A 14,696-nucleotide genomic window follows, 5' to 3' on the forward strand; every position below is an offset into this window, starting at 1 on the left:
GTTTTGATTCCGGCGTCATGACCAGTTGACCGAACGCTTTTGCCTCGGCCTCGAGGCCTGCCCGCATGCCTTTGCTCAGGCCTAATGCAACCACATCAAGGATTTGCTGCGGCGCAGGGTAATTCCCGCGTGTCTTTGACTGAGTTTGCTGTGCCGCTTTGTTAAACAGAATATTGCGACCCGGGCCAGTGCCTTCAAGGAATTTATTGACCAGTCCTTTTTGCGGCATTTCGCGATTTGGCTTGCCTTTGGCTGCAAAAATGCTGGCCACTTTTAGTAATACAGACTGGGGAACAACGTCATCGACCAGGCCGTATTTTTTAGCCTGCTTCGGACGCACAGCGCCACCGGTAAGCATCATTTTAATGGCTTGTTGAATACCGACCAATCGCGGTAAACGCTGTGTTCCACCACTGCCCGGTAATAGACCAAGCTGTACTTCAGGCACACCGAGTTGCGTTGCTGGCGCGTCGGTACATACTCGGTAGTGACAAGCTAACGCCAGTTCTAAACCACCGCCCAATGCCGGACCGTGAATGGCGGCAACAAAGGTCGCACGCATCTTTTCGATACGGTCAAAAATGTCCTGACCACCTTTTGCTAAAGCCTGAGCTTCCTCGGCCGTTGTGCAGGCGTCTAGCATAGTAATATCAGCGCCAGCTACAAAAGAACTCGGCTTGCCACTGATCAACACCACGCCTTTGATGCTGTTGTCTGCTTCAATTTCATCCAGGATCTTCGTGATGTCATCGCCGAATGCTTGTTTCAGCGTGTTCATCGACTCACCCGGAACATCCATCGTGAGCACGGCAATGCCGTTGTCCTCGCGGCTTAAAGTAAATGCGCTGGTTGCTGCTTGTTCAGTCATTACGCTGTCTCCAAAATCATAGCTGCGCCTAAACCACCTGCCGCACAGGCAGTAATCAATCCGGTACCACCGCCACGGCGGTTCAATTCATTCAGCATTTGCGTGATCATACGCGTACCGGTGGCTGCAAACGGGTGACCATAGGCAATCGAGCTGCCCATCACGTTGAATTTGTCCATATCGATTTCACCGGTGGCTTTGCTGCGTCCCAGTTTTTCCTGAGCAAATTTATCACTGGCAAACATCTTCACGTTAGCCAGTGTTTGAGCAGCAAACGCCTCGTGCATTTCAATAAGAGTCAAATCGTTTAGCGTCATGCCAGCACGCTCTAGTGCTATAGGTGACGCATAGGATGGACCCATCAGCATATCTTCCCATACATCAATAGCGGCAAACGCGTAGCTCTTGATGTAACCAAGCGGGGTGTAACCCAGGGCTTTTGCTTTGCTCTCGGTCATCATCAGTACGGCTGATGCGCCGTCGGTTAATGGTGTTGCATTGGCCGCCGTTACTGAGCCGTATTTACGGTCGAATACCGGGCGTAACTTCGCATAGCCCTCCAGCTTTGAGTCGAAACGGATGTTATTGTCTTGCTCCAGCGCACCTTTAAATGGTTCTGCGTAGGCAGTCATCACTTCACTGGCCAATTTACCTTCCTGCCAGCTTTGAGCTGCCAAAGTGTGAGAACGGTGTGCCAGCTCATCCTGCGCTTCACGGGTAATACCGTGGGTCTTGGCCATTTGCTCTGCAGTTTGTCCCATCGACAGACCGGTTGAGTATTCTGCAACCGCCGGCGGTACTGGCAGTAAATCCTTTAAGCCAAGGCGCTTTAATACCGCCCACTTTTGGCCCAGGGTTTTAGTCTTTTGCAAATCAACCAGCGCACGGGCTAACTTTTTGGACACGCCAATTGGCGATACAGACGTGGAGTCAGCACCACCGGCAACGCCCACTTCTACCGTGCCAGCCATCATAGATTCTGCGATATTCACCGTAGATTGGAAGCTGGTTGCACAAGCGCGTGATACGCTGTAGGCGTCGGTGTGCACATTCATGCCGGTGCCCAGTACGATTTCTCGGGCAATGTTAGGAGCTTCAGGCATTTGTACCACCTGACCGTATACCAGTTGATCAACCAACTTGGGATCAACTGCGTTACGAATCAACAGCTCGTTCACCACCATTTTGCCCAAATCTACGGCTGGAACACCGTGAAAATAAGTCGCCATTTTTGCGAAGGGCGTTCTAAGCCCAGCGACAATGGCAATGCGATCGCCATCACGCGTTGTAACCGATTGCTGTTTAGCCATTATTTTAAACCCTTATTAGAGACCTGGTAGTGGTCTGACCTGTTAGTAATGCGCCGATTTTTACAAACAATTAAACAAATAGCAAATCCGCAGGAGAATATTTTGCAACAATTAATCTCTTGAAGAGAAAAAGTAGCTTGAAACAGAATAAGGGAACCTTATATTGACTTAACAGTCAGAAAGCTTCATTCCCACCGCGGAGCCATAAGTATAGGCTCTGTGGTTCAATAACGATAACAAGGTTAGAAAACGCTATGGCAGCTGAGCAGTTCAGGCAGTTACACGCCTATCTTGATTCACAAATTATCGGTCAGTCCCAATTAACCCTTAACATGCTGATCGCACTGCTGGCCGATGGCCACTTGTTAGTTGAAGGCCCGCCAGGATTGGCGAAAACACGCGCAATTAATGCGTTAGCAAAAGGCATTGATGGTGACTTCCACCGCGTTCAGTTTACCCCTGACTTACTGCCTGCAGATTTAACCGGTACGGATATCTACCGACCCGAAACCGGTCAGTTTGTATTTCAACAAGGCCCACTGTTTCACAATCTGGTGCTGGCCGACGAAATTAACCGGGCACCGGCTAAAGTGCAATCTGCACTGCTGGAAGCCATGGCTGAACATCAGATCACAGTTGGTAACAAAACCTATGCGCTGCCAGAACTATTTCTGGTTATGGCCACGCAGAACCCGCTGGAGCAGGAAGGCACATACCCTCTCCCGGAAGCGCAGCTTGACCGATTCCTGATGCACCTGGAAATTGATTACCCCGACGCCGACACCGAACTGCAAATCCTGCAATTAACCCGTAACGAAGAGTTGAGTAAGCCATCTGCGCTGCCACCGACACTCAGTCAACAGGACATCTTCGCCGCGCGCAAAGATGCGCTTGCCTTGCACATGGCACCGGCGCTTGAAACTTATTTAGTACAATTGATTATGGCTACGCGTCGTCCGGAAAACTTTTCGCCTGAATTAGCCCAATGGATTGAATTTGGTGCCAGCCCTCGGGCCACCATTTCACTGGATCGCTGTGCTCGCGCGCACGCTTGGTTGGCGGGAAGAGATTTTGTTGGACCAGACGACATTCAGGCCGTGTTCCACAACACACTGCGTCACCGCTTAATTCTGTCTTATCAGGCCGAAGCGGAAGGCGTGACCGCCAATCAGGTGCTGGACACCATTTTAAATCTGGTCGCTGTGCCTTAATCAATGACGAGTGCACAACAACAGCTCAACAGCCTGCAGTCCAATGGCATTCAGTTGAATGTAAAAGAACTGCTGCAATATAAGCAGTTCGCCGGGCTGATAGACATGAAACCCACGCGCACGCCTCAGGCGCGGTTGGCTGGAAGTTACCTGACCAAACACAAAGGGCGTGGCATGGAGTTTGATGAAGCCAGGCACTATCAGGCGGGCGATGACATTCGCGCTATCGACTGGCGTGTAACTGCGCGCACAGGAAAGACTCACACCAAGGTGTACCGCGAAGAACGCGAACGCCCGGTATTTGTGTTATGCGATTTATCTGGCTCGATGCAATTTGGCACCCAACTCCTGCTCAAAGCTGTTCAGGCCGCACATTTGAGTGCTTTGATCAGTTGGGCCGCAGCGCAGCGCGGCGACAAAGTGGGCGCGTTAATCTATTCAGATTACTCGCATAAAGAATGTAAACCACTAAGCCGTAAACGCGCCGTGTTGACTATCTGTCACGAACTAATGCAATGTCAGAATGAAGCCATCCAGGCTCAGGAGCAAGCTCCTCAGGCAAACCTGGAACAAGCTTTATCGCGGCTACGTCGGCTGGCAAGGCCTGGCAGCCTGGTGTATATCATCAGTGATTTCCTGCAACTCGATGAACGTGCGCTACAGCATTTGACCCAAATCAGTCGGCATTGTGAAGTGAGCGCGATTGCGATCACCGACCCCCTTGAGCATACCCTGCCGAATCTGCGCCACACGCAGAGTGTGAATGTGACCGACGGTGAGCAAAAACAAACCTGGACTCTGGGTGATCCGGTTTTAGCTAAACACTATTCGGCCAGCCAGCAAGCGCGCTGGCAGCAGGTGAAAGACAGCCTGGGGCGCTGTAAAACAGGGTTAGGCTTTATCGATGCCGGCATTCCTCTTACCGAACAACTTGAACGCTTGCGGAGGCAGCCAGTATGGACCCGTTAGCCCAGTTAAATGATATCCAAACACCAAGCGGCGTGGACTGGTGGCCGTTGGCCTGGGGGTGGTGGGCAGTCATTGCGCTGGCACTGCTTATTATTGTGCTGACCGCACGCGCCCGGTATCGTCACCGCCAATTTACTAAAGCCAAACGCGAAGCGCTGGCAACGCTGGCTACCTTTTCCAGTGAACCGGCACAGGCAGCGGTAAATACCAATCAATTACTAAAACGAGTCGCAAAACACTATTTCGGCGCTGAAGCCGTGTCTGCGTTATACGGCGACAAATGGCTGCAGTTTTTACAAAGAACGGTTAGCAACAAGCACGCGGCATCCATGGCGGCAGGACTTGAAGTCATGATTGGCAAGGTATATCAGCAATCACTTTGTTCTGATGCAGAAGCCAGCGATATTTTTACCGCTGCGTCTATATGGTTAAAACAAGCCAACCTGAAGCAGATGCCTGTCGAAACCACGACCATTGAAGTACAGGGGGCCAACCATGTTTGAGTTTGCCTGGTGGTGGGCCCTGTTTGCCCTGCCCCTACCCTTAATTGTTCGTTTGCTGAGTCCCAAAACCAAGCAAACGGATGTAGCACTGCGTGTGCCGAATTTAATGAACAACCTGCCACAATCGAGCTCACCCAAGGCCGCCAAGCGCGGTTGGTTGGTACTGGCCAGCATCATGTGGGTTTGCTTGGTGTTAGCTGCCGCCCGGCCCCAGTGGTTGGGTGAACCGGTAAACGTGCCAAATGAAGGGCGCGAAATGATGCTGGCGGTGGATTTATCCGGCAGTATGAAAATTGAAGACATGATGGTAAACGGCCGTCAGGTTAATCGCCTCACCATGATTAAGTCCGTGTTATATGACTTCATACAGCGCCGGGTGGGTGACCGCCTTGGTCTGATACTTTTTGCCGATACAGCCTATTTGCAAGCCCCCCTTACCTATGACCGGGAAACTGTCGCGACCCTGTTGGACGAGGCGGTAATTGGCCTGGTGGGAGAGCAAACGGCGATTGGTGATGCCATAGGCCTTGCTGTTAAGCGCTTTGAACAAAAAGCCGAATCAAATCGCGTACTGATCTTACTAACAGACGGCCAGAACACGGCTGGGAATATTACGCCACAGCAAGCCAAGGAACTGGCCGTGGATGCGCAGGTTACGGTTTACACCATTGGTGTCGGTGCCGATGCCATGACGGTATCCAGCTTTTTTGGCAGCAGACAGGTAAACCCTTCGCAAGAGTTAGACGAAACCATGTTAACCGATATTGCGAAAGCAACGGGCGGCCAATACTTCCGTGCGCGCAACGCCGCCGAATTAGAAAACATCTACGCCATGCTGGATCAACTCCAGCCTATCGAAGGCGAGGCGCGTAAAATGCGGCCGTTAACCGCATTGTTTTACTACCCGCTGGCGTTGGCACTTTTACTTAGTGTGCTGCCAGTTATTGGCATTTTCCTGCGTAACATTTGGATTAGGCTTGCAGGTAACAAGGAGGCAGTGTCATGAATAGTGCCTTTGGTTTTCTGCCTGCAGACTTTCACTTTCTGCGCCCTGAGTGGTTCTATGCCCTCATTCCATTGGCATTGATGCTGTGGGTGGTCTATCGCTGGCGCCGCACGGCAACAGGCTGGCAAGGCGTGATTGCAGGGCATCTTTACCAGTATCTGGTGACAGGCCAGCATACGGCCAAGAGTAACACGCTGGTAAGCTGGCTGGCGCTGGCCTGGTTGTTGACGGTCATCGCTTTGGCCGGACCTAGTTGGGAACGCATTCCACAACCTGTTTTTCAGGTCAAAGCCGGTCACGTAATCGTGATGGATATGTCGCTATCCATGCGTGCCACCGATGTTACGCCAGACCGATTGTCCCGGGCGAAATACAAAGCCATTGATTTGGTTAAGCTCATTAACGAAGGCGATATGGGCCTGGTGGCTTACGCAGGTGATGCGTTCACCATCAGTCCACTGACTGAAGATGCAACCACGTTAACTGCCCTGCTGCCCAGTCTGAGTCCGGAAATTATGCCCACCTCGGGCAGTGAGCCAATCCTGGGGTTAAAAGCTGCAGCCAGCTTGTTGGAAAGCGCGGGCTATCAGCGCGGGGCGCTTTATTGGATTACCGACGGTATTGAACTGGAGCAAATGAAAGAGCTCAGCGACTTTTTATCGTCGACGCCTTACACCGTGAATATCCTGGGTGTCGGTACCCAAACGGGCGCACCGATTAAACAACTCAATGGCGAACTCTTAAAACGCAGTAATGGCGCAATTGTGATCCCGAAAATGAATCCATCGGTATTGCAACAGCTCAGTCGTCAGGGGGGCGGAAATTTTTCTGAGATTACCGCCAACGACAGTGATATACGCCGTATTGCCTCTGTAAGTCGGTTCGATAACGCCGAAACAGAATCCGAAGACGACAACAAACAAGGCGACAAGTGGGCAGAAGCCGGCCCGTATTTACTGCTGTTATTACTGCCGATTGCCGCATTGTCTTTCCGGCGCGGATTGTTGTTCGCCATTTGCTTGTGTGTATTAATGCCCATGGCCCCCCCTGTTGCGGTTGCACAAACGCAACCTGTTTCAACACCTGAAACCAGCGAAGCGCCACAACCAGAGGCCGTGAGTTGGTGGCAGAAGCCTTTCTTAAATGCCGATCAACAAGGCTTCGAGCAGTACAACAGCGAACAATTTCAGGGTGCTTCCGAATCCTTTGAAGATTTATCGTGGAAAGGTGCAGCTCAGTATCGCGCCGGTGATTACGAAGGGGCCGCCGAAACCTACGGCCAGTTAAATAGCGCAGAAGGCTTTTATAACCAGGGCAATGCACTGGCAAAAGCAGGTCAATTAGAAGAAGCCATTGCAGCTTATGAGCAAGCGTTGGCGAAGCGCCCTGATTACCCTGAAGCGGCTGAAAACAAAGCTTTGATTGAGCAATTAAAAAATCAACAGGACCAACAACAGCAAGACCAGCAAAATCAGGGCGATAATCAGAATCAGTCTGATGATCAACAAAATCAAAGTGAGCAGGACGGCGAAAATCAGCAGCAAAATGGTGAGGGTTCTGATCAACAACAGGACGGCGAAAATGACCCGTCGCAAAATGGCCAGCAAGACAGTCAGAATCAACAGCAACAATCATCGGACAGTCAGCAAAATGCTGATCAAAACGGTGAACAGTCTGACCAGCAAGATGCTCAGGAAGAGCAGCAACAACAGGCACAACAGCCTCAAGAAGGCGAGCAGGAAGCTGGCGAAAGTGAAATGAAACAAGCAATACAGGGTGACGCCGAGCGCGATAAAGAGACCGAACAACGACTCAATAATCTGTTGCGTCGCGTGCCAGACGACCCTGCTTTTCTACTGAAACGCAAAATGCAGTTAGAAGCGCAAAAACGTCAATATCGTCGTCCCCCCTCTTCAGATCGGAGTGATTGGTAATGATCAATAAACGCCTGATAGCAGGCTTACTCATAAGTTTGCTGCCCTGGTTAGCTCAAGCCGACGTAACCAGTGTCACAGCCACTATAGACAAAAACCCGGTTATGCTCGACGAGGCCATTGTTTTAACCGTCGTAGCGGAAGGCGACGCCGAACGCGATGCGTTCGACAGTTCAGTACTTCTGGGCGATTTTGTGGTGGGCCGCACTTCAGTGGGCTCTCAAACATCAATAGTGAATTTTTCGACCCGCCAGACTACAACCTGGTCCACTACACTATTTCCTCGCAGTGTCGGCGACTTCACTATTCCAGCCTTTACCATTGAAGGAAAATCCAGTGCGCCGATCAAGGTCAAAGTCATTCCTGTACAACAAGGCAGTGACGCACCGGCACGGGAGTATTACGTAGCGACTGAGGTCAGTCAGTCTGACGTTTATTTGCAGCAACAATTGCGCTACACGGTAAAGTTGTATCTGGCATCCCAAATCGAACGCGGTAGCCTTCAGGCGCCGGAGTTGGAAAATGCGCAAATACAGCAGTTGGGCGAAGACAAGCAATACACCGAATTAGTAAATGGCAAACGCTATCAGGTCATTGAGCGCAACTTTGCCATCCTGCCGCAGCAGTCCGGTGAGTTTACTATTCGCGGTCCAGTGTTTTCAGGTGAAGTCATTGCGGCCAATACCAACCAGCGTTTCGGCTTTTTTAACCGTACAAAAACCATCAACCGCGTTGGCCCGGATGTCGACATCAGCGTAAAACCCATCCCTGCCAACATAGATTATCATTGGTTACCCAGCGAATTTGTTCAGCTCGATGAAAACTGGCAAACCGAAGAGTTTGTGGTAGGTGAACCAGTCACTCGTACTCTCACACTGACCGCGGTAGGCGTGGTAGAAGAACAGCTTCCGGAAATAGAGCAAATCTATCCGCCTGCCTTCAAGCTCTATCCGGACCAGCCCGGTAGCGCAACTGCTGAACGCGATAATCGATTAATCGTACAGCGCACAGAGTCTGTCGCACTGATCCCCACTCAACCCGGCGAGTTTATTATCCCCGAAGTGAAGATCCCCTGGTTCAATACCGCCAGTGGCAAAACAGAATATGCGACGCTGCCTACCCGTACGATCACGGTAGCCCCCGCTGCCAATATGGGTACAGCGTCACCTGCGGCAACATCTCAAGCCCAATTGACACCTCCAGCCTCGCCTCAGGTTGTAGAAGAACAACCTACGTTAACTTCGCCGGACAACCAACCCACAGCGTTGAATGCGCAGCCAACATCTATAGCTGAGCCAGGCATAGATCTGTGGCACTGGATATTGGCAGGACTTTGGCTACTTACTGCAGCCGGTTGGTTTGTTTACGCGCAGAAAAAGCGCACCGTTGACCCACGGCCCTCACTGCAAAATTCAGTGACGAATAACGATGTAAAATCACTCGTTAGCACCATAGAAAAGGGCAATGTGGGAGAAATTCAGGCCGCTATTCGCACTTGGCTTTCACAGTTTTCAGCGGCGCAGCGCTGGCAAATTCAGCAAAGCATTAAACCCGAGCTCGACCAAATGATGGCATCCGCTTTTGCGAACCCGCCGAAGGCCTGGGACAAAACAGCGCTGATTTCAGCAATACAACGTATAACAACAACCAAAACAAAAGACGGTGGATTAACCCCGCTTTATCCAGTAAATCATTAGGGTCCTTATGTACAACCTAACACAGAAAACACTCAAAATTAGCGCCATTGCAATGGCGATAAGCGGGCTAATGGCCTGCTCTCCAGCGCCTCAATCAACGTCACCAACGACCGCAACAGACGCTGAGCGACCCGCTCAAATGCAATCCGAGTCCGAGCGTCTTGCCGCGTTTTTTGAACGCACTTTTCAGGACGACCTGAAGCGTTCCCCACAGTTTCAAAGCTACCTGGGTATCAAATGGGACTATGACAAATGGGGGGATGTGAGCGATGCCTTTGCCGACGAGACTATCGCGATTGCTAAAAACCGATTACAGGAAATATCCCAGTTTGATACCAGCAAACTAAGCGAACAAGAAAAAATGAGCATTCGCCTGTTTAAGCTGGGTATAGAACGTGATTTAGAAAACGACAAATACCGTCACCACACCTATGTAGTGCACCAATTCAGAGCGGCACACACTTCCGTGCCCAGCTTCCTGATCAATATTCATCGGGTAACCAGTGTTGACGATGCCAAAGCGTATATTGGTCGTTTAGACAATGTGAAGGGCTATTTCGATCAAGTCGTTGACCAAATGCAGCTTCGTGAAAACCTAGGGGTATTTCCACCGAAATGGGCTTATGACCAAATGATTGAAGCATCGCAAAACGTGATCAGCGGCATACCCTTTGATACGTCAGACGAGCCCTCTACACTATGGAAAGATTTTAGCGACAAGGTCGACGCCCTTGACCTGAGTGAAAGTGAAGCAGAGGCGCTAAAAGGCGAGGCCAAAGCAGCGCTACTCACTTCAGTTAAACCTGCTTATGAAAAACTCATAGCCGCATTTGCACACCAAAAAACAGTCAGCCCCGAAGGCGATGGTGTATGGCGACTGCCCGACGGTGACAAGTGGTATCAAAATCGTCTGAACTGGTTTACCACCACAGACTTAACGGCTGATGAAGTTCACCAGATTGGTGTTGAAAATGTCGAACGCATCCACAATGCAATGCGCGACATCATGAAGCAGGTTGAATTTACCGGCACGCTACAGGAATTCTTCGAATTTATGCGTACCGACGAACAATTCTACTATCCCAATACCGATGAGGGCCGTGACCGTTACCTGGCTGAAGCCACAGCCGCTATCGATACCATGCGTGAAGCGTTACCCGACTATTTTGGTTTGACGCCTAAAGCGCCCATGGTTGTGAAACGCGTAGAAGCGTTCCGCGAAAAGTCAGCAGGCAAAGCTTTCTATCAGAACCCTGCGCAGGACGGTTCGCGCCCGGGTATCTACTACGCGAACCTGTACGACATGAACGCCATGCCTACCTATCAAATGGAAGCATTGGCTTACCATGAAGGTATTCCGGGTCACCACATGCAACGTGCTATTGCCCTTGAGCTGGAAGGCATTCCTCAATTTCAGAAATTCCTGAGCTTTACTGCCTACACCGAAGGCTGGGGCTTATACACAGAAGAACTGGCCAAGGACATGGGCTTTTACAAAGACCCCTACTCCGACTTCGGACGCCTGGCAATGGAACTATGGCGCGCGTGTCGCTTAGTGGTAGATACCGGCATTCACGCCCAAAAATGGAGCCGTGAAGAAGCCATTGACTACCTCATCCAAAATACACCGAACCCGGAATACGATGCGATTAAGGCTATCGAACGTTATATTGCCATGCCTGGGCAAGCCACGGCTTACATGATTGGAAAACTCAAAATCATGGAATTGCGTGAAACAGCCAAGGCTACACTGGGCGACAAGTTCAGTTACCCTGAATTCCATGACGTGGTGCTGAAAGACGGCCCGGTGCCACTGTCTGTGCTGGAAGAAAAAGTGAATCAGTGGGTGACTGGTAAACTATAAACCTACCGCTATTTCAACACATTCAAAAAGGAGCTTCGCGCTCCTTTTTTGTTTTTTTGAAAAAAAACGCCTAATGTTGAAATTTGTTTTGAAGCGTGTCGGTCTATAAGGACATGAAAGAAAAATCTCAACGCTATGAAGCCTTAGTACGCGCGCTGCACGCCGATGTGTACCGCTACGCCTACTGGCTCACCAATGACAAAGCGACTGCCGAAGATATTGTGCAGGAAACGTTTTTGCGCGCCTGGCGCGCGCTCGACTCCTTGCAGGATGAAAAGGCCGCGAAGTCCTGGCTTATAACCATACTTCGTCGCGAAAACGCCCGGCGATTCGAGCGTAAACAGTTTGATTTGGTCGATATCGACGATGTGTCCGTATCCTCATCTGATTGTCACGACAATGACGCAGAGGTTCGCCAGCTAAGACGTGCAATGGCGAAGCTGGATGAGGATTACCGGGAGCCACTCGTACTTCAAATCCTGTTCGGCTTTAGTGGTGATGAAATAGCCCAACAACTGGATTTAAATAAAAATACCGTAATGACACGATTATTCAGAGCCCGCGCACAGCTAAAAGAGGCGCTGGCTCCCAATCAACCAGAAAGAGGTCGCCAAAATGGATGAGTTAGAATTTCGGCGCCGCATATATGCTAACCCTGCGGATACCGACGAAGCCTTAGTGCAAGCAGCAAACGACGATCAAGGGTATGATGATTTTTGGCAGGATGTTAAACGACTGGACGACAAACTGACGCGCGCGGTAGATATCCCCGTGCCCGACGACTTAGCTGACAAATTAATTTGGCAACAAAGTGTCCGTGAGTTTGCCCACAAAAAACGGAAAAATCGCTGGTACATTGGACTGGCTGCCAGTGTCGCCCTCACCGTGGGCGTAGGTATTACGGCCTGGCAACAGCAACATGTCTCTTTAGGCGAAGCGGCCCTTGCACACATGTATTATGCCGAACATGAAACGCCAGTAGGCGACGTGCCGGTGACGGCCCAAATTGCCAATGCAAAGCTGGCACAATTTGGCGCAGAACTGGACCCGGCGATTGGCAAAATTGCCTCGGTTAATTACTGTCACCTGGACACGATCCGCAGCTTGCATTTGATCATCGAAACCGCGCAGGGTCGCATGTCAGTATTCCTAGTTCCCGAAAAAAACCACCCGGTGAAAAATGGGTTTGCCGATAGCGTGTACGAAGGCATGTCCTATGCGTTACACCAAACTAATGTGTTAGTGGTAGGCGAGAAAGGCGCCGATATTCCAGCGTTCCAGAACGTACTTAAGCAACGCTTGAAATTCTCAGCGTAAACCTGATTTAGATTCTCAAGGCAATGCGGCTTATCCTCAGATGAGCCGCACTTAATCTGGCTGCCTTACAATTCTCGTTTTAACTCCCTATACATCTCCCCTACCGTTTATTCGAGCCGCTTGCTGGTAACGCATCACCCCATCCTGATATAGTAAAAACAAACACTATAACGATAACGATTGAAGGAAGCGCTAATGGCAGTTGGCACCATGGTCTCATTGGGCCTGTATTTTTTAGTGATGTTAGGCATTGGTTGGTATGGCTACAAAGAAGCTGACACCAGTGTTGAGGGCTACATGTTAGGTGGTCGTAAGTTAGGCCCAGGGGTAACAGCCCTGTCTGCAGGCGCCTCAGACATGAGTGGCTGGATGCTGATGGGATTACCTGGGGCAATGTATGTAGCAGGTATTTCTGCTGCATGGATAGCTATCGGCCTTACCATCGGCGCTTTTCTTAATTATATATTAGTTGCCCCTCGCCTACGCGTATACACCGAAATTGCCAACAACGCGATCACCTTGCCCGATTACTTCGAAAACCGCTTTGCTGACAACAGCCGTATGCTGAGAGTCATTGCTTCGGTAGTCATTGTGATTTTCTTTACGCTGTACACGTCTTCGGGCGTCGTTGCAGGCGGCAAGTTATTCGAGTCTTCTTTTAACCTGAGCTATGAACTGGGCCTTTATGTTACCGCCGGTGTTGTGGTGGCTTATACGCTGATTGGCGGCTTTATGGCGGTGAGCATGACCGACTTTGTACAAGGCTGCATCATGTTCATCTCGCTGATTCTGGTACCTGTTGTGGTTGTCATGGAGCTGGGCGGTTTATCTCAGGCTAATCAGGTGATCAACAATATCGACCCGGCTATGTTCGATTTATTTACCGATGCAGCCAGCGGTACAACGCTGTCATTCATTGGTATTTTGTCATTGCTCGCCTGGGGATTCGGCTATTTTGGTCAGCCGCACATCATCGTTCGCTTTATGGCCATTCGCTCTGTAAAAGCGGTTCCGGTAGCCCGCCGTATCGGCATGAGCTGGATGATTTTGTCGATTACCGGTGCATTGATGACCGGCTTGTATGGCCTTGCTTACATCACTCAGCAACCCGATGTAACTATAGACCCTGAAACCATTTTTATTTACCTCTCTCAGATCTTGTTCCATCCTCTCATTGGCGGCTTTTTACTGGCAGCTATTCTGGCCGCGATCATGAGTACTATTTCATCGCAGTTGCTGGTGACGTCCAGCTCGTTAACCAGTGATTTTTATCAGATATTCCTGCGCAAAGACGCCTCAGAGGGCGAACTGGTTATCGCTGGTCGGGTATCCGTCGTTCTGGTAGCTGCCGTTGCGATTGGTTTGGCTTACGATCGTGATAGTACGATTTTATCGCTGGTGAGTAACGCCTGGGCCGGTTTTGGTGCGGCATTTGGCCCGTTAGTGCTTTTCAGTTTGTTCTCTCGTAACATGACGCGCGCAGCGGCATTTGCAGGCATGATTACAGGAGCTGCTACTGTTCTGCTGTGGATTTACCTGCCAGTGCAAATTGAAGGGCAGAGTTTAAGCCAGTGGATGTACGAAATCGTCCCGGGATTCGTGCTTTCCAGTATCGCTATTGTTGTGGTAAGTAAATTCACCCAGCCACGAGAAAGCGTACAAGCCACCTTCGCTAGATTTGAAGACGCGCTTCACCAACAGCGTTAGTAAACATGTCGGCGGCTTACATGCGGTAAGCCGCCATTTAAATAAAATATCTTTCTTTCCTCTCTCGTCATACCACTGCAATCAGGCGTATACTATAGCGCCCTGTATGTACCAACAGAACCTTAAACCCTTTGCCAGCGCGGCTTAAGCCATTCTCTTATCAACGCGCTTCTGAATCATTGTGACAACTTTATGGCAAAGGAATAAAAGTGCTATTTCAAATAGCAAAATGGCATAGCACAAATGCTTCTAAATATGTTAGGGTTCTATGTATATAATCATTTCGTATATAAACCTAAACTTCGGACTC

General features: G+C 50.3%; 12 protein-coding genes. 10 read left to right on the plus strand and 2 right to left on the minus strand.

Annotated elements, in window-relative coordinates; translation table 11 throughout:
* Both AC4MRN_RS13845 and fadI read right to left on the minus strand, forming a co-directional pair.
* A partial coding sequence (locus AC4MRN_RS13845; protein ID WP_491203593.1) for an enoyl-CoA hydratase-related protein occupies positions 1 to 868 on the minus strand: 868 nt, incomplete at its 3' end.
* Positions 868 to 2,178 (minus strand): acetyl-CoA C-acyltransferase FadI, encoded by a 1,311-nt coding sequence (fadI, locus tag AC4MRN_RS13850; protein ID WP_073325056.1) that lies wholly within the window; start codon positions 2,176 to 2,178, stop codon positions 868 to 870. The genes AC4MRN_RS13845 and fadI, both read right to left, overlap by 1 nt.
* 254 nt (positions 2,179 to 2,432) lie before the next feature.
* Between fadI and AC4MRN_RS13855 the strand changes: the two genes are divergently transcribed.
* The 10 genes from AC4MRN_RS13855 (at position 2,433) to putP (ending at position 14,386) form a co-directional block, all read left to right on the plus strand.
* Positions 2,433 to 3,389, plus strand: coding sequence for an AAA family ATPase (locus tag AC4MRN_RS13855; RefSeq protein ID WP_073325057.1), 957 nt, complete (start codon positions 2,433 to 2,435; stop codon positions 3,387 to 3,389).
* A gap of 3 nt (positions 3,390 to 3,392) precedes the next feature.
* Positions 3,393 to 4,358 carry a DUF58 domain-containing protein gene (locus AC4MRN_RS13860; RefSeq protein ID WP_073325058.1) on the plus strand — a complete coding sequence of 322 codons (966 nt, stop codon included), beginning with the start codon at positions 3,393 to 3,395 and terminating at the stop codon, positions 4,356 to 4,358.
* On the plus strand, positions 4,346 to 4,861 hold the full coding sequence (locus AC4MRN_RS13865; RefSeq protein WP_491203594.1) for a DUF4381 domain-containing protein: 516 nt from the start codon (positions 4,346 to 4,348) through the stop codon (positions 4,859 to 4,861). The genes AC4MRN_RS13860 and AC4MRN_RS13865 overlap by 13 nt, the downstream gene beginning before the upstream one ends.
* Complete coding sequence (locus AC4MRN_RS13870) at positions 4,854 to 5,867, plus strand: vWA domain-containing protein (protein ID WP_073325060.1); 1,014 nt, start codon at positions 4,854 to 4,856, stop codon at positions 5,865 to 5,867. The genes AC4MRN_RS13865 and AC4MRN_RS13870 overlap by 8 nt, the downstream gene beginning before the upstream one ends.
* Positions 5,864 to 7,801, plus strand: a complete 1,938-nt coding sequence (locus AC4MRN_RS13875; protein ID WP_491203595.1) for a vWA domain-containing protein — start codon at positions 5,864 to 5,866, stop codon at positions 7,799 to 7,801. Before AC4MRN_RS13870 ends, AC4MRN_RS13875 begins: the two co-directional genes overlap by 4 nt.
* Positions 7,801 to 9,498, plus strand: coding sequence for a BatD family protein (locus AC4MRN_RS13880; RefSeq protein WP_491203596.1), 1,698 nt, complete (start codon positions 7,801 to 7,803; stop codon positions 9,496 to 9,498). The genes AC4MRN_RS13875 and AC4MRN_RS13880 overlap by 1 nt, the downstream gene beginning before the upstream one ends.
* Positions 9,499 to 9,505: 7 nt before the next feature.
* Positions 9,506 to 11,362 carry a DUF885 domain-containing protein gene (locus AC4MRN_RS13885; RefSeq protein WP_491203597.1) on the plus strand — a complete coding sequence of 619 codons (1,857 nt, stop codon included), beginning with the start codon at positions 9,506 to 9,508 and terminating at the stop codon, positions 11,360 to 11,362.
* A gap of 113 nt (positions 11,363 to 11,475) precedes the next feature.
* Positions 11,476 to 11,985 (plus strand): sigma-70 family RNA polymerase sigma factor, encoded by a 510-nt coding sequence (locus tag AC4MRN_RS13890; protein WP_073325064.1) that lies wholly within the window; start codon positions 11,476 to 11,478, stop codon positions 11,983 to 11,985.
* Positions 11,978 to 12,679 (plus strand): DUF3379 family protein, encoded by a 702-nt coding sequence (locus tag AC4MRN_RS13895; protein ID WP_073325065.1) that lies wholly within the window; start codon positions 11,978 to 11,980, stop codon positions 12,677 to 12,679. Before AC4MRN_RS13890 ends, AC4MRN_RS13895 begins: the two co-directional genes overlap by 8 nt.
* Before the next feature lie 195 nt (positions 12,680 to 12,874).
* Positions 12,875 to 14,386, plus strand: coding sequence for a sodium/proline symporter PutP (gene putP, locus AC4MRN_RS13900; protein WP_491203598.1), 1,512 nt, complete (start codon positions 12,875 to 12,877; stop codon positions 14,384 to 14,386).
* Positions 14,387 to 14,696: the final 310 nt, after the last annotated feature.

The sequence above is a fragment of the Marisediminitalea sp. genome, from assembly GCF_984433645.1.